Source organism: Acidiplasma sp. MBA-1 (genome assembly GCF_000949015.1).
GTDB classification, from domain to species: Archaea; Thermoplasmatota; Thermoplasmata; order Thermoplasmatales; family Thermoplasmataceae; genus Acidiplasma; species Acidiplasma aeolicum.
Map to the genome: position 1 here is coordinate 321,272 of NZ_JYHS01000002.1, position 19,962 is coordinate 341,233.

A 19,962-nucleotide genomic window follows, 5' to 3' on the forward strand; every position below is an offset into this window, starting at 1 on the left:
AAAGTTTTTGTATAGCAAAATAATAGGTTTATTATGTACAGGCCACTTAAATTTTATTCAGACGAATTTATGAAGAATATTAATGACCGCATAAGGGAAATAATGAGCTATGCCTATCCACCGGTTACCATTTATGAGGATGGGGGAGAATTAACTGTAGAGGCAGATCTACCTGGTTTTGACAAGAATAAAATAAAGGTAACAGCAGAAAAAAATGCCCTTATAATAAGGGCTGACAGGGAAATTAAACCCGATGGTAATCTGTATGAAAATCAGAGGCCGGAGAAGGTCTTTAAACGCATTTCTCTTCCCGTTGAGATAGACAGTGAGGCTGATTTTACAGCTAAATACCAGGATGGTGTGTTAACAGTAAAGATACCTGTGAAAAATGTTAAAACGGTTAAAATAGAATAATTTATTTTTTTATATATATTATAAAAAATATTATATCCAGAACCATCAATGGATATGCAACCACAGGATAATTATGGGAGAATATAAAGAGCGATATTAAAATGGCTGATAAAAATATGGTAACCGGTATTTTGTTATTTTTTTGATTTACCGCATCCGTCTGTTCTTCAAGCCTTCTTTTTAAAAGCGGAAGCACATCAAGGCCCTTTTCGATTGATATGACTGATTTTGAGATAAAATCCGAAAGCTCCTTTCTGTAAAGTTCGTTGAGCATGCCCTCATTATACAGTATTTCCTGCAGAACAAGCACAAATTTAAAGTTAGGGTCCAGGGTTTTACATATGCCCTCCAGAAGTGAGGACATCCTCATGTAAAGTACAAGCTCCCTTGGAAGATGAAATGGAAATTCAAAAATGACATTATTTGCAATTTCAAGAAGTTCTGATATATCCATCTCATTTACATTCCTTCCTGACAGATTTGCTATGGATAATTCTATTGCCTTCCTTATTATTCCCCGGTTTGCGGCAGGTGATAATGCGTTTAATTCTAAAAGCGAGTCTATTATAATATCAGGGTCCTTTGTTATAAGTCCATCGTATAGTTTAAGAAGGGAAAATCTTGTTTTATCATCAAGCTTTCCAACCATGCCAAAATCATACAGTATTATGCTGCCCTGTGATGTCACTGCAATATTTCCAGGGTGTGGGTCAGCATGAAATATATCATTTCTTAACAGCATTCTTATAAATGTGAGGTCAAGTTTATAGGCCAGTTTTTTTGTATCAACGCCTGCCTCTTTTAAGCCTTTGACATCTGTTATTTTAATTCCTGGCAAATATTCAAGGATTATAACCTCACGTGAAACAAAAAATATTTCCGGTATAATTATTCCATATTTTGAAATATTTGATTTTATCCTTCTCAGATTTTCGGCCTCTATAAAATAATTGGCCTCATCATATATTCTAACAGAAAAATCTGAAATAACACTGGATATGCTTATATAAAGGTAGTTATCAATAAATCTTTTGAATAGCCTGAGCAGCCTTTTAATGATTATTAAATCTCTTTGAAGTATGAATGTAATATTATAACGGTTAACCTTAACAACGGCATCACGGTTTTTATATCTGGCAATATACACTTGGCCCAATGATGCACCAGATATTGCATTTTCATTGAATTGCTCGAAATTCTCCTCGATCCTTCCAACATTTTTTTCAATAATTTTCCTTGCCAGAGTAAAGTCATCTGGTGGGACATTATCCTGAAGATCCTCAAAGGCCTTTAGATATTCCTTGGGAAGCAGATCCGGTCTTGCAGATAGAACCTGCCCAAGTTTTATAAATGTGGGGCCAAGCTCAATAAACACATTCACTGCCTTTCTTCCATTTTTTTCTATTAAATAATCATATTCCTCACTTTTTTTTGATTTTTTTCTATCTCTAAGAAACCGTCTAAATACAGGAAGCAGTTTAATCATATATTTTATTTCCAGTTTTCTTATATCCTTAATTTCATCCGGCAAATGTATCCCCCTAATATTATTTTTAATGCATTCATACAATTATATTAACATTGTATTAAATTATTTAATAAGGCATTAATATGCTATCTTAAATAATCAAAATATGCTTAAACTTTCCGTATTGCCATTTAAGGATTTACTTTTATATAAAAAAAATCTTGCAAAAAGCATATATGAATGTAATAAATTACAAAATATGCGAAATATAGAGGTATCACCGTCAATAATTTCTTCCGATTTATCAGATCTAAGGAGTGAAATTAAAAAATGTGAGGATGCAGGTGCAGGTTCATTTCATCTTGATGTAATGGATGGAAATTTTGTGGATAATATAACAATGGGACCTGATCTTATCAGGGCAGTAAGGAAATCAACAAAGCTTAGACTTGATGCGCATTTAATGATAAACCGCCCAGATAAATATTACAGAGATTTTTTATCTGCCGGTGCGGATGTTCTTTTAATTCATTATGAATCTCCCGTGGATATAGGAGAACTTATAAATAAGTTTGAAAGGGATGGTATAAGGTACGGAATTGTAATAAACCCAGATACAGAGTTTAGAAAGGTTAAAAAATACCTTCCAGGATCTGAGATCTTATTAATAATGTCTGTTTATCCTGGCTTTTCGGGTCAAAAATTTATAAACAGTATAATTTCCAAAATAAAGGAGGCCTCTGATTTTATTAAATCAGAACATTTAAAAACAAGAATAGAGGTGGATGGTGGAATTAATGATATAACCGGAAAACAGTGCGTTGAAAATGGTGCTGATATCCTTGTATCAGCATCCTACATTTTTAACAATGATATATATAAGAGCATTCAAACATTAAAAAATTTATAGATTTAATATTATCCTTCCAGTTTCCCTGTTTGTAAAATCCTCCAGCGCCTTTTTAATGTTCCACAAACTGTATTCCATGTACACAGGAAGGTAGAACCTGTTTAAACTCATTATTTTTAGTAATTCGTAAAGGTCCTGTCTTGTTCCACCTGTGGACCCAATAATCTGCTTTTCATTTGTATATATATCTGCTATATCGGCCTCAAAATTTCTTCCGGTTAAAACACCGTATGTAATTAATTTACCGCGCCTTTTTACATGCTTCAATGACTCTGAAAGAAGGCCATTGCCAAGAGGGTTAATAACAGTATCTGCCTGAAAATCATCAGGTATTTTATTAAATACGGTTATGCCGAATTTGCCAAGCTCATTTTTCCTTGAATACACATACACATCAAGGCCCATTATCCTTGCAATCTGGACTGTAAAAATTCCTGTGTTTCCAGCACCATAAACAAGTATTTTGGAGCCCGGGGCAGGCCTGGCCGTCTTAATTGCGCGGTATGCTGTTAATGCACCTATACCTATGCTAACAGCAGTGTTATCATCTATTACATCCGGAACCTTAAAAAGATTTTTTTCATCCACTGATATGTATTCTGAATATCCGCCATTGGTCACAACGCCCCATATTCCACCATTATAGCATAAATGTTCATTTCCAGAAATACACATTTCGCAGCTTCCGTCAAATATTCGATTATAAACTATTACACGGTCTCCTTTTTTAATATTTTTTCCATCATCCATGGCAATTCCCATAATTTCTGAACCAGGTATATGAGGCATTGGTGACACACCATAAACAACCTTTCCGGCTATTAGGTTGTAATCAAGTGGATTAAGCCCTGCCTTTTTAACCATAACCTTTATTCCGCCGGATGGTTCATCCACATCCCTTATCTCTAGGTTTTCAGTGCCAAAATTATTAATTACTACAGCCTTCATGATATATAAATAATAAAAAACTAATAAATTTTGGTATGTGACATTAACATTGATTTAAATCTGGGCAATTTCTGTGGGTATAGGATTTATCATTGCATACAGAGCCGGACATGCCTTCCTTGATGCTATTAAAATATCCCTGATATCCTTATCTGATTCAACATCTATTTTTATAGATTTTATTATTGGGAAATTTGAATCCTCAACAACTGGACCTATGTCATAATATAAATGACCTGTGAAATTTAACTTATTTAGCCTGACACCCCTCTTTGCAGCCTGTATTGCCACGGTGGATGCAAAACATGACATAACACCCATCATTAAATAATTAAGCGGCGTTGCATGTGTGCCCTGACCGCCAAGAACGCCGGGTTCATCAGCACCCAGTATAAATTTTGCCTTTTCTGATGATAATTCTGCTGTAAACATCGGACTTCCTTCAAAATGGAATTCACCTTTTATATGTTTTTCCGACCCGAAATGACCACCATTTTCATGCACCTTTTTAGATGTTTGCTCAAGTTTCTCCATATCTATATTATTTATAATTTTCACCATTTTATATCAAAAATTAAATATCATGCCAAATTTAAATATTGTTAAATGGAAAATAATAAAATAACATAAAAATATATAAAATTTTAAATGATTAAATTATAATTTATTAATTTTTAATTTCCGGCCGCAGCCTTACCGTTCTTCTTTCTTATGTAATTAACACTCCTTATGCCCATTTCAGTGCCTATATAATAAAATATTAGCGTGATTATTATGAACACAAATGTATCGTATGGAAATGGTATGTAATTATGGCCTCCAAAGAAGCTGCTGCCTATGTACGATAATACAACTATAAGTATTAAATACACAGGAAGCCAGATACCGTACATTGCATATTTTGCATCCAGTTTATTGTAATGGTTGTATACAAGCACAAAAACAACGCCTGCAAAATCCAGCGGTACTATGATTTCAATGGCAGACCATCCAGACCAGTAAACAAGAAGATTTGAAACAACAAAAGCTATTGGAGCCAGGACGTTTGCAAATGGAAGCTTAAACGGCCTTTTTATATTTGGTTCCGTCTTTCTAAACACCATAAGGCTAATTGCCCCCGGGGCATAGGATAATAAAAATCCATCAACCATGATATTTATAATGGTTGCCAGTGACCTTCCCAGTGCAACCAGGACTATTGTTATTATGAGTACCATGATAATTGAGTAAATTGGTATTCCGCGTATGTTCATTTTACCAAGGAATCTGGGGAAATATTTATCCTCCCTTGAAAGTATTTCACCAACCCTTGCTGTACTCCCATAGTATATAACACCGTCCTTGAAGGTGGCTATTAATGCGGCTATTATGGCTATAACAACTATTGCAGGAAGGACGAGGGTCTGTGCTATGGTGGCATATGGTGCACTGTAATTTAATAATGAGGCCCAGTTACCGTTGGCTGTGCCGAATTTTGAGAAATTTATTGCACCGGCAAATGCCAGGGATTCAAGGGAGAATATCAGGCCTGAGGCAAGCAGTGCCACTATAATTGCGACGGGTATACTTTTGCCCGGATTTTTAACCTCCTCAGAATAATCAATTGGCTGCCTGAATCCACCATACCCAAAAACTGTTATTGTTATGGCTCCAAACAGACCGGTAAATCCATAAGGTGCAAATCCTCCAACGCTGGGTGAGACAAGATTTGAGGGCTTAAAATAAAATGATAGTGATATTATTATAATTGCTATTAATATTATGCTTATTATGGTGAGAACCAGATTTATCCCACCCATGTGCTTAATCCTTAACACATTAACAAGAAAAACAAGCACAAGTATTACCTCAGCCACAGCAATGCCGGCATACGATAAAACACCGTTTACATAAAGGGGCGGATAATAAAAGCTCAGATATTCAACGACAGCAAAAACAATTACGGGCCCGACAAAAAGGTATCCAACCATGGATGACCACCCATTAATTGCACCCACCAGGGGGCCGTTACTTTTTGATGGATAGTATGCAACACCACCGGCCTTTGGCCAGGTTGTGCCAAGTTCTGCAAAAACAAGACCTATTGGCAGTATCATTATCATTGCTATGGGCCATGCAAGAATGCCTACAGGGCCTGCATCGGCCAGTGTATACACGGGTGCATATGCCACAGCAGGACCTAGTATCCCACCAAGAGCAAGCATAACAACACTCCATAGTCCCAAATCTTTTCTATAGGAGTGTTTATTTTGATCCTCAACGGCTGTATCAACCATAATGATTTAAACATTGAGTTGTATTTATTCTTTATGATATGGAAATACATAACATTGACAATATATATAAGTGTTATTTTATATTTTTACAAAATTTATTTAATAATTTAAAATTTTGTCAATTTTATTTCTCAAATAATAATAAACAGGATTGAAAAAATAAAAAAAATTGCATTATTAATAAATAATTGGATAAAAATAAAATTAAAATTTTTCGGTCATATTTAATTTATTTTTCTGATTCTATTAATTTTTCAATTGATGCTATTTTGGATTTTATTGATATATCCTGCGGTGAAAGATTTAATGCTTCTTTCAGTATATCCAAGGATTTCTGGTAATTCCCCTGTTTTTCATAAATACCTGCCTCGTCAACAAAATATGCAGGGTTCCTTGATATTTTTATGCATTTATCCAGGTCTTTTAATGCATCATCATATTTATTTAGTTCAGTGAGAAGCTGGGACCTTTTATAAAGAAAAATTGGGTCTGAATCATTTAATGAAACCGCCTTATCATAATCCTGCAGTGCCAAATCTGTTTTACCAACTTTCCAGTACACATTTCCCCTATTATAATAATAATCAGGGACATCTGATTCTATTTTTATGGCCTCATTAAATTCATTTATGGCCTCATCATATTTTCTCATATCATCATATATTGAGCCAAGGGTATTATGATAATCTCCCCTATCGCTGCTTAATGATATTGCCTTTTGACAATCTTTTATTGCCTCATTGTACATTTTTAATGAATAATAGGCCAGTGCCCGGTTCAGATAAAAATCTGGGTCTGTTTTAATAATATTTATTGCCTTTGTAAATTCTTTTACAGCGTCTGCATACTGCATCACATTAAAGTATGAAATGCCACGTTCGTTATAATCATCAGCCTCATCATCCTTATTATAGATATAACCATCTGCCATGTGTATAATATTTAAACCATATATATTAAGATTAAGTTATTTAACTCAAAAAGGTTGGAGTCTTTTTCCTTAAGGGATAAGATGAAAGTATAAAGTTTATAGTAAAGCAAATTACTGTTATAATATTATAGGTGATTCCAGCAACTATTTATAAAAATGATATATTATAATAATAACCATGATGGCAAGAATTCAAGGTTGTATCCAGGAAGTTTAAGCATACCAATATTAATTGGTATAATAACTTCCAAAGGTGTTTGTTAACAATGTTAACAGAAACCATAACCTTATTTGTTTTAATACAAAAAAATTAATAATGGGCTAATATATAAACCATAAATTGATAAACGATAACAGCTATTATATTAAAAAATTCGACAGCCTAAAATCAGCAGTCAATAATGAATTGAATACCTATTTTGAGAAAAAGCTTAAAGAATGCTCTGATGATGAGATTAGCCAGGTAATCAATGTATTAAAGGATTTTACAATGAATGGTGGTAAGCGTGTAAGACCAATAATAATGATCCTTGGCTATAATATTTTTAGGGACATAGACGATAAAATAATCCGCGCATCCACATCTATTGAACTTGCACAGTCATATCTTTTAATACATGATGATATAATGGATGAAAGCGATATAAGGCGTGGTAAACCCAGTTTCCATAAACATTTTGAAAATAAAATTAAAAATAGGAAAATAGCAGAAAACATAGCAATAAGTGCTGGGGATTTAATAGATACATTCTCACATGAGGTTTTGTTAAAATCAGGATTTAATGAAAAAGATTTATTAAATGCTGATTATGAATTTTCAAAGGTGATAGAGGATACTGGCAAGGGCCAATTACTTGACCTGTTCTCAACAATCAATGAAACATACAGCGAGGAAAAACTTTTGAAACTTCATTATTTTAAAACAGCAAGATATACAATAGAGGGACCTATGGTGATGGGGTCTTTTCTGGCAGGAAACTATGATTATACTCAGAATATAAGGGAATTTGGAAAAAATGCGGGTATAGCATTCCAGCTCTATGATGATATACTCGGCATGTTCGGTGACGAGGCAAAGACTGGAAAATCAATAAAAAGCGATGTGAATGAGGGCAAAAAAACACTTTTGATTATTAAGGCGTATGAGAATTCCAATGACCTTCAGAGAAGTTTCATAGAGAAATGCATTAAATCAGGGAACGTCTCAGATGATGATTTTAACAAACTTAAGAAAATTATTATTGACACAGGTTCGTACGATTATTCCCTTAAAAAAATCGATGAATTTACAAAAATAGCAAAACAAAATCTTAAATCAATAAGGGGCAGTGAGGAGCCCCTTGAAATGCTGGAGTTCCTATCCAATTATATAATTCACAGAGAAAATTAATATTTTGGTTTATGAAGCATATACATTTCCTTTAATGTATTATCATCTATATGGGTGTAAATCTGTGTTGTTGCAATGCTTGAATGCCCAAGTATCTGCTGAATGAACCTTATATCTCCGCCGTTCCTCAGCACAGACGTTGCGAACGTATGCCGCAATACATGTGGTGTGACCTTTTTCTGTATTCCTGCTTTTTTGGCAAGATTTTTTACCAGCCTCTCTATGGAACTTGTATCAAATCTATTTTTTTTGTTGGAAATAAAAAAATTATTTGATGCTGTTGTTATAGTTATTCTCCTCTTAAGATATGATAAAAGATCGTTTCTGCATTCATCCGGAATTATCACTATTCTATCCTTATCTCCCTTTCCTGAATGTACATATATTATATTCTCCTGAAGATCAACATCCTCCATTTCCAGTCTTGTTAATTCGCCAACCCTTAACCCGGTATATAAAAATAATGATATAATTGATCTGAGCCTGATATCATGAGCAGATTCAAGAAGCCTGCGCGCATCAGACTCATTAAGGTAAACAGGCATTTTCTGTGACCTTCTTGGTGGTACAAGATTAAATGGAGGTGACAATCTCTTGGATGAATAATATGCCTTTATAGCCTTTATTGATAGGTACTGTGATGCTTTTGAATAATTTTTAGTGAGGGCCAGATAGCTTTTATATTCCTCTATATCCTCAGCGGATACAGAATTAATATCCTTATTTATAAAACCAAGAAAATTATTGACCAGTGATGCATATTCCTTAACTGTATATGGGCTGCGCCTTTCTGATAATAAAAATTTCTGGAATTTTTGTATTTCATCGTCAATTTTCATAACTGTAAGGTAAATCAATTTAATTATATATAATATTTTTTTAAAAATTAAATGAATTACTGTATCTTTATGGCTAAATTTATATTCAAATTAAATATGTCAATATTATGATATTTAATAAAATACGATCAATGCATTTTCCCAATGATGTTTTTATTGGCCATAATGCAATAGTTAATATAAACGATGTTGTTAAAAAAAATTTGAGGTCCGGAGAAGCATTAATAATTACCGGAAATAAAACATATGAACTGGCAGGAAAATATATAGAAAAATTGCTGGATGATATACAATATAATGTCCTGATTGTTGATGGGGCATCCATTGATACCTTAAATTTCATTAAAAATGAAATTAAAAATTCAAAAATAGGTGTTGTTATTGGCGTTGGTGGTGGTTCCAAAATTGATCTTGCCAAAAAAACCGCGGCAGATATTGGTGTTCCTTTTATAAGCGTACCAACCGCCCCAAGCCATGATGGCATTGCATCACCAAGGGCATCAATATCAGATGGAAAATCTGTACTTTCAGTGGAGGCAGTTATGCCATCTGCAATAGTTGCGGATACATCAATAATGTTAAAGGCACCGTACAGATTTGCTGCAGCCGGTGCAGCAGATGTTATAGCAAACATTACTGCTGTTGAGGATTGGCGTCTTGCATACAGATTAAAGGGGGAGGAGTTTAGCAGCACTGCTGCAATCATATCAGAGTATACATCCAAGGAGCTAATGGAGAACGCAAATATGATACAGCCGGGAATGGAGGAAAGCATATGGCTCATAACAAAGGAAATACTTGCCTCAGGAACAGCTATGGCCATAGCGGGAACTTCCAGACCAGCAAGTGGGAGCGAACACTTATTTGCCCATGCACTGGAGGTTCTTGGCAGGGGCACCTCAATGCATGGAGAGCAGGTGGCAATGGGGTCCCTGGTAAGCATGTACCTTCAGGGAGGGGACTGGATTAAACTGAAGGAAACATATAAAAAGATAGGTGTGCAAACAAAAGCATCAGAATATGGAATTTCTGATGATATTGCAATAAAGGCCCTTTCAATTGCCCATAGATTGAGGCCTGAAAGGTACACAATTCTTGGAGAAACAGATCTTAGCACGAGGGTGGCCGAAAAGGCACTTAAAATTACAGGAATTATATAATGTAATGATAACTTTAATAAGGTATTTATTTTTACACTATGTGATTATATGGGTAAAATTACATTAATTGGTGTTGATTTAGCGAGAAAGGGTGATGTTTTTACTTTTGTTGGCCCTCTTACTGGAAAATGCGATGAATGCAGGATAAGAAATGTATGTTTTAACCTGGAAGAGGGTAAAAGATATAAAATCGTCAATGTAAAGGAGCAGATAAATCCATGCTTTATTTTTAATAAAAATAAAGTTTCCACGGTGGAGGTTGAGGAGATGCCAAATACATTTAATGTACAGTACAGCCGCCACCTTATTGATGGAATTTCACTGGAGCTAAAATCCATGAAATGTGATTATATAACATGCCCTTTCATAGAAAAATGCAATCTGATTAATTATAAGGGCAGCAAAAAAATTGTTGTCAGGAAGGTTTTGGGCAAGATTAAATGCCCAAAGGGATATGATATGAGGGAAGTGGAATATTAAATGCTTAAAATTGGGTTGATTGGAAAGCCTAACGCTGGAAAATCCACACTTTTTTCTGCAATAACGCTATCTGACGTTGATATAGCAAATTATCCATTTACCACAATCAAACCAAATGTTGGTATATCATATATTACCGATGAATGCCCAGAAAGGTATATCGGTGCAAAATGCAATCCACGCGAAGGCAAATGTATTAATGGCATAAGATACATTCCAGTGGAAATCATTGATGTCCCCGGACTTATAGAGGGTGCCAGTGAGGGCAAGGGCATGGGCAATGAATTTCTGGATAATATACGTGATGCAGATATAATAATAAATCTTTATGATGTAAATGGCGATGAGGATTCAGGTGACTACAAAATAAACATTAATATGGTAAGGAACGAAATAATGCTATGGCTAAAGGAGAGAATATATAGAGACTGGCAAAAATTTGCCAGAAAGGAGGATGCTGATACCTCAGAAAGATTAATTGAGAAGATTTTAAAAAAGGTGGCCTCATTTGGGATTAAGGAGAAGGATCTATTTTACATTATGTCCAAAGACTCATTTCCAGAAAGGTTAATAGACTGGAAACCGGTGGATGTAGAGAGATTCTGCAATGATATTCTAACATATGTAAAGCCCATCTTTAATATTGGAAATAAGATAGACCTTCTGGATTCAGACTCAATTGAAAAAATAAAAAAGGACTTAAATAACAATTTTTTAATATCCGCAGAATACGAATTTATTCTCGCCAAGGCGTTCAAAAATGGTTATATAAATAATAATTCAATAGATTTTAACTATACAAATAAATCTGGCGAGGAACAAAAAATTGCCCTTGAAAAAATAAGAATGTTTTATAAAAATAATGGCATTCGAACATTTACTGATATTATAACAGATATTATAAAAGGCTTGGGTTATATAGTTGTATATCCGGTTGCAGATGAAAATAAGTGGACTGATAAAAATGGTAACATACTTCCGGATGCCTACATAGTTAAGGATGGTACAACTGCACTTGACCTCGCCTTTCTGGTGCATACAGATATTGGAAAGAACTTTATAAGGGCCATAAACGGAAAAACCAAGAGAGTAATAGGAAAAGATTATAAATTATTAAATAATGATGTGGTCAGAATTGTTTCCAATTTAAGGTGATATAATGCCCAATGGTATGAATGCAGGCAGAAAATTAAAAAAAGTTAGAAAACATTACGCATGGTCAGATCGTGATTATAAAAGAAGAATGCTTAATCTTAGAGAGAAGAGTGATCCTCTTGAGGGGTCACCACAGGCAAAGGGTATAGTCATAGAAAAGGTTGGTATTGAGGCAAAACAGCCAAACTCAGGCATCAGGAAGTGTGTCAAGATACAGCTTATAAAAAATGGAAGGCAGTTATCAGCCTTTGCCCCTGGCGATGGTGCAATAAACTATATAGATGAGCATGATGAGGTTGTTGTCGAGGGTATTGGAGGTAGAATGGGCAGGAGTAAGGGAGATATTCCTGGTGTTAGATATAAGGTAATAAAGGTTAATGGAATATCACTGCTTGAGCTTGTTCGTGGAAGGAAGGAGAAAACAGTAAGGTGATTTCATGGATCAGCTTTTAATGAATAAATATGATGTAAGTGGGATACAGATTCACGATCAGGGTCTTGCAAATTATATAAATTTAACATCTTACATTAATCTGCATACCGGAGGAAGGTTTTCAAACTATCTTTCGGGTAAGAAGAACATGAACACCATCGAGAGGCTTTTAAATAAGCTTATGAGAACAGAAAAATGGACAGGAAAAAAATATTCTGCATATAAAGTTTTAAGTGAGGCTTTTGACATAATAAATAAAAAAACAAAACAAAATCCTGTGCAGGTACTTGTTACAGCCATAGAAAACAGCGCTCCAAGAGAGGAGGTAACCAGGTTAAAATATGGTGGTATTGCAGTCCCGAAATCAGTAGATGTATCACCATCCAGAAGGCTTGATGAGGCATTAAGAAATATATGCATAGGTGCAACTAAAGCCTCATTTAAACATAAAATACACATAGAGGAATGCCTTGCAAACGAAATTATACTTGCATCAAGAAACGATGGAAACTCATATGCAATATCCAAAAAGGAAGAAATAGAAAGAGTTGCAGCTTCTGCCAGATAAGTATTTTTTTATTTTTAAAATTTATAAATAAAGTATATTTATTCGGTTTTTAGTGTGTATTGATTCTATAATTTTATAAAATGTTTATACATGCAGTTTTACCTAATAATAAACCCTCAGTGCAACCATAAGAAGCACTATAATAACCATCAGAATCATTGTTATAAATGAGAAAACGTGTGTTTTTTTCCTTATCTTTTTTATCTCATCAAATTTGTTCTGTTCGTTTAATTTAACTATTAACCTACCATGATAAATATTATTTCCATACATTATGACAATCATTATTATAATAAGAACCTCAGCAATAAAAAGGATATGCCCCTCTGTGCTGGTAAAATAAAGTGAGAAATTTTCCAGATACTTATATGTCATCGTTAGCCCTGTTGCTATAAGGAGTATTAAGCTAATATTAGTATATAATGCAAACTTTTTTCCAACAAACCCCAGCAATCTGGTTCTTATTTTCTCATCATTAAGTTTATATGACTCCGGCCACAGTATAAGCCAGATAAAAATTGAGCCCCCGACAAATATTATGGCGGATAAAACGTGTATAAATAATATAATTGTTAGGCCGATTTTCTCCACCGGCGGTAAATTAAGGTAAAACATTCTGGCATTATTCTAATAAATTATATTAAATTAATCACATTTGTAAATATCTTTTTAAAAAGTAATTTAAGGTATAAAAACATATATATTTATGAATTATTTAATAGTAACAAACAGCTGTCCGTTTTCACATGATAAACAGGGCAATAAAATTGTTACAACCAGTAATGTTGGGGGTGTTGCAACGGCCCTAAAGTCCATGCTCGAAAAATTTGGTGGCACATGGATTTGCTGGGGAAGGGGGTCCGCAGATGAGAATTTCTGTGAGGAAAAGTATAACAATTATACGTTAAAAAGAATTATGTTAACAAGGCGAGAGAGGCAGGGGTTTTATGAAGAGTATTCAAATGGTGTTTTATGGCCACTTTTTCACTATTTCCGGGATAAAATAAAATTTATGCCTGTTTCATATAAAATATATAATGAGGTTAACAAAAAATTTGCAAAGGAAATATCTCAGAATATTGAAAATAATTCAGTAATATGGATAAACGATTACCAGCTTACAATGGTTCCATTTCATCTCAGGCAGATGGGTATAAAAAATAAAATAATATTTACATGGCATATACCATGGGTATCTAAGGAATTTTATTCTATACTTCCAGAGGGGAGGGATATTATTCAAAGTCTTTCTATGAGCGATGTTTTAACATTTCATACAAAATTATATACCAATAATTTTACTGAAACATACAGATTCCTTTTCAATGAAAAACCGCATAGCAAAGTTTATTCAATACCACTTGGGATAGATGCGTCATTTTTCTCATATGAAAGGGCAAGGAAAATAAAATATGATGGCATCGCAAACAAAAAGATCATATTTTCCATTGACCGGCTCGATTACACCAAAGGATTGATAAATCGTGTGCTGGCCATAGAAAGAATGCTCAAAAAATTCCCTGAACTTGCAGGTAAGTTTGTTTATGTAATGAATGTTACACCAAGCAGAACCAATGTTCCAGAGTATATAAAAATGAAAAAGGAAATAGAAATGACGGTTGGCAGGGTCAATGGTGAATTCAGCACCATGTCATGGACACCAATAATATACATGTATAGAAAAATAAAGGATAGCACGTTACTATCGTATTACAAAATAGCTGATATGGCATTAATTACCCCATTAATTGATGGTCTTAACCTTGTAAGCAAGGAATTTATATCAGTTACAAGAAAGGGTGTTTTAATAATATCCAAATTTGCTGGTTCAGCATGTTATTTAAATGATGCACTGCATGTTAATCCATATAACCTTGATGAGATTGCAGATGCAATAGTAACAGCAATAAATATGGACGAGGGTGAGAAATATGACAGACTCCAGAAGCTAAAAATGGAGGTGCAAAAAAAGGATAGCACATGGTGGTATAAAAAAATAATAAGCAAGGTTGCATAATCCCACCATGAATGAAATTAACAAAATTTTGGGGGACGTTAAAAGCATAATAGATCTGGAACCACAAATATTTCTAGATTATGACGGCACGCTTGTTCCCATAAGAAATGATCCCTCAAACTGCTATGCAGACAGCGAGCTGGATTTTATTTTAAAATATTTGGATAAATATTATGAACTTTTTATTGTGACCGGAAGGTCACTTGATGACCTTATAAAATTTATAGGCAATTATAACATTGTTGCACTCCATGGTGATATATATTATATTAATGGTGAGGTTATTGAAACATGTGAGTTCCAGAGATATGTAAGAATATGCAATAAATTATATGAAAACAGACATTTTTTCACAAAAAAGTATAAAAATTTAAAAATTTTTAATAAAACAGGTGGCCTGTTATTTCATATGGGTAATGTGCATGATGGCAATGAAATTAATGAGATAATAGGTGAGGTTAAAAAAATCAGCAGGGAGGTCAGCATGGATGTATACAGGGGTAAGAATATCGTTGAGCTAAGAATGCCGGGCATAAATAAGGGAACTGCAATAAAAAAGATAAGGAATAAGAATAGGCCGGCCATAATAATCGGGGATGATATTACAGACGAAGAGGCTTTTGAAAATAATAAAGATGCAATAACAATAAAGGTTGGTTCTGGAAAAACATCAGCAAGGTATAATGTGGAGTATAAAGATGTGAGGGAAATTTTAATAGATATTATAAATTTAAGATAAAAGTTAATCCTTCTCTATTAGCTTAATATTTAAAACCTTCTCAAGTTTCTTTGCCGTATTTATATCCGGCAGGAGTTCCCCGCGTTCTATGTTTGATAATACATTTTTCCGCTCCAATATCTTTTGCGCAAGCTCCTCCTGCGTCATGCCCATCTGCTCCCTTTTGCTTTTTATTAACCTGGCATAATCCTCCACTATATCAAGATTTTCAATATTTTCAGGCTTCCTGTAAATTTTTTTAGGATTATCCCTGTTTAAAGGCTTTTTAAATGGTTTTTTATGCTGTGGAACTATAATTTTTTTTTCGGGGAATTTTATTGTCAGTGTTTCGCTTAAACTGTTATATTTTTTTTCCTCCACAGGTTCACCGAATCTTGCACAATCCTCGCATACATTGAGAATTGCACCATCTATTTTTATCTTAATTAATTTATTTGTTTGTTTTCCACACATATCACAGTTCATGGTTATATATTATTAATTACAATATAATTTTATTGCACTCGTAAATATTTATTTACATTGCTTTAATATTAAAATGTGAAGGAAATAAACAAAAATATAATTATGGAAAAAAACAGAATTTTCACAGTATCTGAGTATAATAAATCAGTGTACGGTGAAAAAATTAGAAATTATTCTGGAAAATATTTACGTGAGTGGAATCCAAAGAGGAGCAAACTTGCAGCTGCAATCATAAAGGGGCTTAAGGAAATTCCATTGAATAAAAACACAAATGTGCTATATTTGGGGGCATCAACAGGAACAACCGTTAGTCATATATCAGATATTTGTTATAATGGAAGGATATTTGCAGTAGAATTTGCCTACGACCCATTTGTAAAACTTTATAACCTTGCAAAAATTAGAAGTAATATTTTTCCAATTCTTGATGATGCAAATATGCCTGAGAAATACAGATTTTTTGTGGATAAGGTTAACTTTATATATCAGGATATTGCCCAGAGGAATCAGGTTGATATTTTTAATAAAAACGCTGATTTATTTACTTGCGCAAAATATGCAATGCTGATTTTGAAACTAAAATCGATTTCTTCAAGGAAAAATGAGAGATTTATTCTAAATAATGCCATTAGAAATATAAAAAATTTTAAAATAATGGAGATAATTGATTTACGCCCATTTGATTCTGGCAACTTCCTTTTATCAATGGTGAGACATTAACATGGGTGGCATTTTTATTTATTTTATAATAAATAATAAAATAACACAAATTTTGGATAAATATCATGAAAATTTTTAAAAATATCAATGATAGAAATTATTCATATCTTAAAATTATAAAATATTGAATAAATGATTTTTTAATTTTAATAATATATTTAATGCCATTTCATGTGCAATTGGAAAAGCTTATATAACATTGTTTTTTATATCATAATAAGGTAAGGAAAGTGAAAATAGAGATAGGAGAAAAATATGATTTCGAAATAGAGAGGTCGGATATAGAGAACGTCAGGGAGGGTTCAATAATTGCCACCTATTATAACATGGGCAACCCAATCTACGTTGAGCTCATCTTAAATAAGTCTCTTGCAAATGAAATCAGAAAATTCTTTATGCACTCAAACAAGAAATCCGCATTAATATCAATAACGAGGATATCAAAATTAAAATACAGAATAACTCCAACCATAGTGATACTCAATAAACAGAGAGGTGCGTTACAAAAATAGTTAATCAAAATTTTAGGAAAATTTAGACAGCTTAAATTTATAAAAAATAATTTTTTGTTTTATTAATTATAAATTAATGGAAAACTTTATATTCTAGTTTGTAAATATATTATTTGGTCTTCAATATGGCTTTATATAAGAAGAAATTTGAAGAAGAACTAGAAGACGAAACAGCCAGCTATGATGAATTAGAAAAAACAATATGGAGTGATAACAAAAAATCAGGGAGAAAGTCTAGATCTATCCCTAGGAAATAAGGTTGATTCACGCACATTGCTTAAATTTAAGAGGTTCATTACAAGCCTTTCAAGGCCAAGGCCCCATCCAGCGTGTGGTGGCATGCCATATTTAAAAGCTTTTATGTAAAATTCGAAATTATTTTTGTTTAATCCTTTTTCATTAAAACTGTTCTCAAGCATGTTATAATCATGAATTCTTTGTGCACCTGAGCATACCTCAATATCACGTAACTGTAAATCGAAGGATCTTGTAACATTTCTATTGGTATCATCAGGCATAGTATAAAAAGGCCTTAAATCCTTTGGCCATTTTGTTATAAAATAGAAACCATTATATTTTTTAGAGACAAATTTCATGGCCTCCGGGGAAAAATCATCACCAAAGTTTAATTTAAAGCCATTGTCATTCAGATAATTAATAAGCTCTGAGTATTCTATACGTGGAAATGGTGGCCTTACCTCCTCAATGGAATAACCAAGACCTTTTAATTCCTTGCCAAGAATGGAGTCGGCACGGTTAACGGAATATGCTATGGCGTTTTCCAGCATCCTCATGACTGTTTCATCATCAGAAAAGCTCATTTCAATATCTATGGATGTAAACTCATTTAGGTGCCTTACAGTGTTCTCTTTTTCTGCCCTGAAGGCTGGACCAACCTCAAAAACACGGTCAAAACCAGAACTCATTAATATTTCCTTATATAACTGTGGCGACTGATTTAAATATGCACGTTTTTCAAAATACTGAACAGGGAACAGGTCAGCACCACCCTCTGTTGCAGCCGCAACAATTTTGGGTGTGTGAACCTCAATAAAATTATTTTTGTTCATATATTCTCTGATGCCAAAAAGAAGCTCGCTTTCAAATTTGAATATAATAAGATTTTCAGGCTTTCTTAAATCAATGAATCTATTATTTAGTCTTGTATCGAAATCAACATCAACAAGATCAATAACGCCCATTGGAAGTGGGGTCTCTGCCGTATTTAATATTATAATTTCATTTGCAAGAATTTCCACACCCGATTTGCTAATGCTTTTTTTGTTTAATTTACCAGATACTTTAATAACAGACTCCCTGGAAATATTATAAATGGAATCATAATTTTTTACCATATTATCCTTAACTGTCACCTGGACAGACTCTGTATTATCCCTAACTATTAGGAAAAGAAGCTTTTTTATTTTCCGTATTTCCTGAACCCATCCATCGATTTCTATTATAGAACCATCTTCTAGATTATTTATATTATTAATGTACGTTCTCATTAGAGGTTTATATTTATCTATTTATTAAATTTTTAACTTTTTCCAGTGTTTCAATTAGATTTATATTTATTTTTAAAATAATCTTATGATATTATGATTATACTTGGCTATGATGTTGGTGGTACGAAGGTTTCAGCCATTATTGGCAATGAAAATGGTGAAATAATAGATTCCATAAAGAGAAAAACAACAAAACAGTATGGTAAAAACGGACTTTCGCAGCAGCTTATAGATATGGGCGAGGAGCTTCTATCAAGAAATAAATTGAATAAACCGGATATGATTGGAATAATTTTTGCAGGTATTGTTGATTCAAAAAGTGGTTTAATTGTATCATCCCCGAATATCCTTGGCCTAAAAAATTATAATATTACAGAGGGGCTTGAAAAGCACTTTGGTGTTACAGTAAGGCTTGAAAATGATGCATCGGCCAGCACAATAGCTGAGAAAATATTTGGCGGGGCAAAAAAATACAATAATTTTGTTTATATAACATTAAGCACAGGTATTGGAGGTGGGATATTTATTAATGGTAAACTCTACCGCGGGTCCCATGGCATGGCAGGCGAAATTGGACATATGGTTATGGTGGCAAACGGCCCAATATGTGGATGCGGCCGGCGCGGCTGCTTTGAAACACTGGCAGGTGGGAATGGTATAAGGGCAAGGGTGCTGGAGGATGTTCATGGATTAAATGACTCCACAATACTATCAAAACTCAGACCTGAATTTATTAATGCAAAGGCTGTGTTTGACGCAAAGAAAGAGGGCGATATGCTTGCACAGCTAATAGTTGAGGAAACAATATATTATCTGGCTGTGGGTATTGTAAATATTATAAATATTCTTGATCCAGAGGCAATATTCATTGGAGGGGGCATAAGCAAGGAGGGTGAGGACCTTTTCACCCCATTAAAGATGGCCGTTGATGAGGAGATGAAATCATTAAAACGGGATGTTAAAATTTATCAGGCGCTGGAAAATGGTCCTGATCTGGCTTCCATAGCAATATGTTTATATAAATATTGA

General features: G+C 33.7%; 22 protein-coding genes. 13 read left to right on the forward strand and 9 right to left on the reverse strand.

Annotation, left to right across the window (positions count from 1 at the left end; all coding sequences use genetic code 11):
- Positions 1-33 precede the first annotated feature (33 nt).
- Positions 34-414: an archaeal heat shock protein Hsp14 gene (gene hsp14 / locus TZ01_RS04865; protein WP_052656759.1), complete on the forward strand. Its 381-nt coding sequence runs from the start codon at positions 34-36 to the stop codon at positions 412-414.
- Between the two features lies 1 nt (position 415).
- On the opposite strand, the gene TZ01_RS04870 is transcribed toward hsp14, so the two are convergent.
- The gene (locus tag TZ01_RS04870; RefSeq protein WP_156150315.1) at positions 416-1,945 is read right to left on the reverse strand and encodes an AarF/ABC1/UbiB kinase family protein; all 1,530 of its coding nucleotides are present in this window, start codon (positions 1,943-1,945) and stop codon (positions 416-418) included.
- Between the two features lie 196 nt (positions 1,946-2,141).
- Here TZ01_RS04870 and rpe point away from each other — a divergent pair, with 196 nt between their 5' ends.
- On the forward strand, positions 2,142-2,792 hold the full coding sequence (gene rpe / locus TZ01_RS04875) for a ribulose-phosphate 3-epimerase (protein ID WP_048101834.1): 651 nt from the start codon (positions 2,142-2,144) through the stop codon (positions 2,790-2,792).
- Here rpe and TZ01_RS04880 read toward each other — a convergent pair.
- The 4 genes from TZ01_RS04880 to TZ01_RS04895 form a co-directional block, all read right to left on the reverse strand.
- Positions 2,787-3,740, reverse strand: coding sequence for an alcohol dehydrogenase catalytic domain-containing protein (locus tag TZ01_RS04880; protein WP_048101673.1), 954 nt, complete (start codon positions 3,738-3,740; stop codon positions 2,787-2,789). The genes rpe and TZ01_RS04880 overlap by 6 nt on opposite strands.
- Positions 3,741-3,794: 54 nt before the next feature.
- Complete coding sequence (locus TZ01_RS04885; RefSeq protein ID WP_048101674.1) at positions 3,795-4,301, reverse strand: OsmC family protein; 507 nt, start codon at positions 4,299-4,301, stop codon at positions 3,795-3,797.
- Positions 4,302-4,414: 113 nt separating this feature from the next.
- Positions 4,415-6,016: an APC family permease gene (locus TZ01_RS04890; RefSeq protein ID WP_048101675.1), complete on the reverse strand. Its 1,602-nt coding sequence runs from the start codon at positions 6,014-6,016 to the stop codon at positions 4,415-4,417.
- Positions 6,017-6,245: 229 nt separating this feature from the next.
- Positions 6,246-6,947, reverse strand: a complete 702-nt coding sequence (locus TZ01_RS04895) for a tetratricopeptide repeat protein (protein ID WP_048101676.1) — start codon at positions 6,945-6,947, stop codon at positions 6,246-6,248.
- A 340-nt stretch (positions 6,948-7,287) separates the two neighbouring features.
- Here TZ01_RS04895 and TZ01_RS04900 point away from each other — a divergent pair, with 340 nt between their 5' ends.
- On the forward strand, positions 7,288-8,337 hold the full coding sequence (locus TZ01_RS04900) for a polyprenyl synthetase family protein (protein ID WP_048101677.1): 1,050 nt from the start codon (positions 7,288-7,290) through the stop codon (positions 8,335-8,337).
- Here the strand turns inward: TZ01_RS04900 and xerA are convergent.
- Positions 8,334-9,176, reverse strand: coding sequence for a site-specific tyrosine recombinase/integron integrase (xerA, locus tag TZ01_RS04905; RefSeq protein ID WP_048101678.1), 843 nt, complete (start codon positions 9,174-9,176; stop codon positions 8,334-8,336). The two genes, TZ01_RS04900 and xerA, sit on opposite strands and share 4 nt — an antisense overlap.
- Positions 9,177-9,283: 107 nt before the next feature.
- On the opposite strand from xerA, the gene TZ01_RS04910 reads away from it, so the two are divergent.
- The 5 genes from TZ01_RS04910 to TZ01_RS04930 are packed head-to-tail and all read left to right on the forward strand — an operon-like array spanning position 9,284 to position 12,972.
- Complete coding sequence (locus TZ01_RS04910; RefSeq protein WP_048101679.1) at positions 9,284-10,336, forward strand: NAD(P)-dependent glycerol-1-phosphate dehydrogenase; 1,053 nt, start codon at positions 9,284-9,286, stop codon at positions 10,334-10,336.
- A gap of 48 nt (positions 10,337-10,384) precedes the next feature.
- On the forward strand, positions 10,385-10,816 hold the full coding sequence (locus tag TZ01_RS04915) for a UPF0179 family protein (protein ID WP_048101680.1): 432 nt from the start codon (positions 10,385-10,387) through the stop codon (positions 10,814-10,816).
- The gene (gene ychF, locus TZ01_RS04920; protein WP_048101681.1) at positions 10,817-11,971 is read left to right on the forward strand and encodes a YchF-related putative GTPase; all 1,155 of its coding nucleotides are present in this window, start codon (positions 10,817-10,819) and stop codon (positions 11,969-11,971) included.
- Between the two features lie 4 nt (positions 11,972-11,975).
- Complete coding sequence (locus TZ01_RS04925) at positions 11,976-12,404, forward strand: 30S ribosomal protein S12 (RefSeq protein WP_048101682.1); 429 nt, start codon at positions 11,976-11,978, stop codon at positions 12,402-12,404.
- A gap of 4 nt (positions 12,405-12,408) precedes the next feature.
- Positions 12,409-12,972 carry a 30S ribosomal protein S7 gene (locus TZ01_RS04930; RefSeq protein WP_048101683.1) on the forward strand — a complete coding sequence of 188 codons (564 nt, stop codon included), beginning with the start codon at positions 12,409-12,411 and terminating at the stop codon, positions 12,970-12,972.
- 102 nt (positions 12,973-13,074) lie between these two features.
- Here the strand turns inward: TZ01_RS04930 and TZ01_RS04935 are convergent, their stop codons facing one another.
- On the reverse strand, positions 13,075-13,587 hold the full coding sequence (locus TZ01_RS04935; RefSeq protein WP_048101684.1) for a DUF2269 family protein: 513 nt from the start codon (positions 13,585-13,587) through the stop codon (positions 13,075-13,077).
- Between the two features lie 91 nt (positions 13,588-13,678).
- On the opposite strand from TZ01_RS04935, the gene TZ01_RS04940 reads away from it, so the two are divergent.
- Positions 13,679-14,989, forward strand: coding sequence for a trehalose-6-phosphate synthase (locus tag TZ01_RS04940; RefSeq protein WP_048101685.1), 1,311 nt, complete (start codon positions 13,679-13,681; stop codon positions 14,987-14,989).
- Between the two features lie 7 nt (positions 14,990-14,996).
- The gene (gene otsB, locus TZ01_RS04945) at positions 14,997-15,728 is read left to right on the forward strand and encodes a trehalose-phosphatase (protein WP_048101686.1); all 732 of its coding nucleotides are present in this window, start codon (positions 14,997-14,999) and stop codon (positions 15,726-15,728) included.
- A 3-nt stretch (positions 15,729-15,731) separates the two neighbouring features.
- Here the strand turns inward: otsB and TZ01_RS04950 are convergent, their stop codons facing one another.
- Positions 15,732-16,193, reverse strand: a complete 462-nt coding sequence (locus tag TZ01_RS04950; RefSeq protein WP_048101687.1) for a multiprotein bridging factor aMBF1 — start codon at positions 16,191-16,193, stop codon at positions 15,732-15,734.
- A 75-nt stretch (positions 16,194-16,268) separates the two neighbouring features.
- On the opposite strand from TZ01_RS04950, the gene TZ01_RS04955 reads away from it, so the two are divergent.
- Both TZ01_RS04955 and TZ01_RS04960 read left to right on the forward strand, forming a co-directional pair.
- On the forward strand, positions 16,269-16,913 hold the full coding sequence (locus TZ01_RS04955) for a fibrillarin-like rRNA/tRNA 2'-O-methyltransferase (RefSeq protein ID WP_052656761.1): 645 nt from the start codon (positions 16,269-16,271) through the stop codon (positions 16,911-16,913).
- Positions 16,914-17,143: 230 nt separating this feature from the next.
- Positions 17,144-17,425, forward strand: a complete 282-nt coding sequence (locus TZ01_RS04960) for a hypothetical protein (protein ID WP_048101688.1) — start codon at positions 17,144-17,146, stop codon at positions 17,423-17,425.
- 221 nt (positions 17,426-17,646) lie between these two features.
- On the opposite strand, the gene aspS is transcribed toward TZ01_RS04960, so the two are convergent.
- Entirely contained in the window at positions 17,647-18,933 is a 1,287-nt protein-coding gene (gene aspS, locus TZ01_RS04965) for an aspartate--tRNA(Asn) ligase (RefSeq protein WP_048101689.1), read from the reverse strand.
- A 93-nt stretch (positions 18,934-19,026) separates the two neighbouring features.
- Between aspS and TZ01_RS04970 the strand changes: the two genes are divergently transcribed.
- Positions 19,027-19,962 carry an ROK family protein gene (locus TZ01_RS04970; RefSeq protein WP_048101690.1) on the forward strand — a complete coding sequence of 312 codons (936 nt, stop codon included), beginning with the start codon at positions 19,027-19,029 and terminating at the stop codon, positions 19,960-19,962.

Coding starts and splice junctions, on each gene's coding strand:
- TZ01_RS04930 (WP_048101683.1), top strand. CDS start 12,409: ATGGATCAGCTTTTAATGAATAAATATGATGTAAGTGGGATACAGATT.
- otsB (WP_048101686.1), top strand. CDS start 14,997: ATGAATGAAATTAACAAAATTTTGGGGGACGTTAAAAGCATAATAGAT.
- TZ01_RS04895 (WP_048101676.1), bottom strand. CDS start 6,947: ATGGCAGATGGTTATATCTATAATAAGGATGATGAGGCTGATGATTAT.
- rpe (WP_048101834.1), top strand. CDS start 2,142: ATGCGAAATATAGAGGTATCACCGTCAATAATTTCTTCCGATTTATCA.
- TZ01_RS04950 (WP_048101687.1), bottom strand. CDS start 16,193: ATGAACTGTGATATGTGTGGAAAACAAACAAATAAATTAATTAAGATA.
- xerA (WP_048101678.1), bottom strand. CDS start 9,176: ATGAAAATTGACGATGAAATACAAAAATTCCAGAAATTTTTATTATCA.
- TZ01_RS04890 (WP_048101675.1), bottom strand. CDS start 6,016: ATGGTTGATACAGCCGTTGAGGATCAAAATAAACACTCCTATAGAAAA.
- TZ01_RS04910 (WP_048101679.1), top strand. CDS start 9,284: ATGATATTTAATAAAATACGATCAATGCATTTTCCCAATGATGTTTTT.
- hsp14 (WP_052656759.1), top strand. CDS start 34: ATGTACAGGCCACTTAAATTTTATTCAGACGAATTTATGAAGAATATT.
- TZ01_RS04940 (WP_048101685.1), top strand. CDS start 13,679: ATGAATTATTTAATAGTAACAAACAGCTGTCCGTTTTCACATGATAAA.
- TZ01_RS04970 (WP_048101690.1), top strand. CDS start 19,027: ATGATTATACTTGGCTATGATGTTGGTGGTACGAAGGTTTCAGCCATT.
- TZ01_RS04925 (WP_048101682.1), top strand. CDS start 11,976: ATGCCCAATGGTATGAATGCAGGCAGAAAATTAAAAAAAGTTAGAAAA.
- TZ01_RS04915 (WP_048101680.1), top strand. CDS start 10,385: ATGGGTAAAATTACATTAATTGGTGTTGATTTAGCGAGAAAGGGTGAT.
- aspS (WP_048101689.1), bottom strand. CDS start 18,933: ATGAGAACGTACATTAATAATATAAATAATCTAGAAGATGGTTCTATA.
- TZ01_RS04880 (WP_048101673.1), bottom strand. CDS start 3,740: ATGAAGGCTGTAGTAATTAATAATTTTGGCACTGAAAACCTAGAGATA.
- ychF (WP_048101681.1), top strand. CDS start 10,817: ATGCTTAAAATTGGGTTGATTGGAAAGCCTAACGCTGGAAAATCCACA.
- TZ01_RS04885 (WP_048101674.1), bottom strand. CDS start 4,301: ATGGTGAAAATTATAAATAATATAGATATGGAGAAACTTGAGCAAACA.
- TZ01_RS04935 (WP_048101684.1), bottom strand. CDS start 13,587: ATGTTTTACCTTAATTTACCGCCGGTGGAGAAAATCGGCCTAACAATT.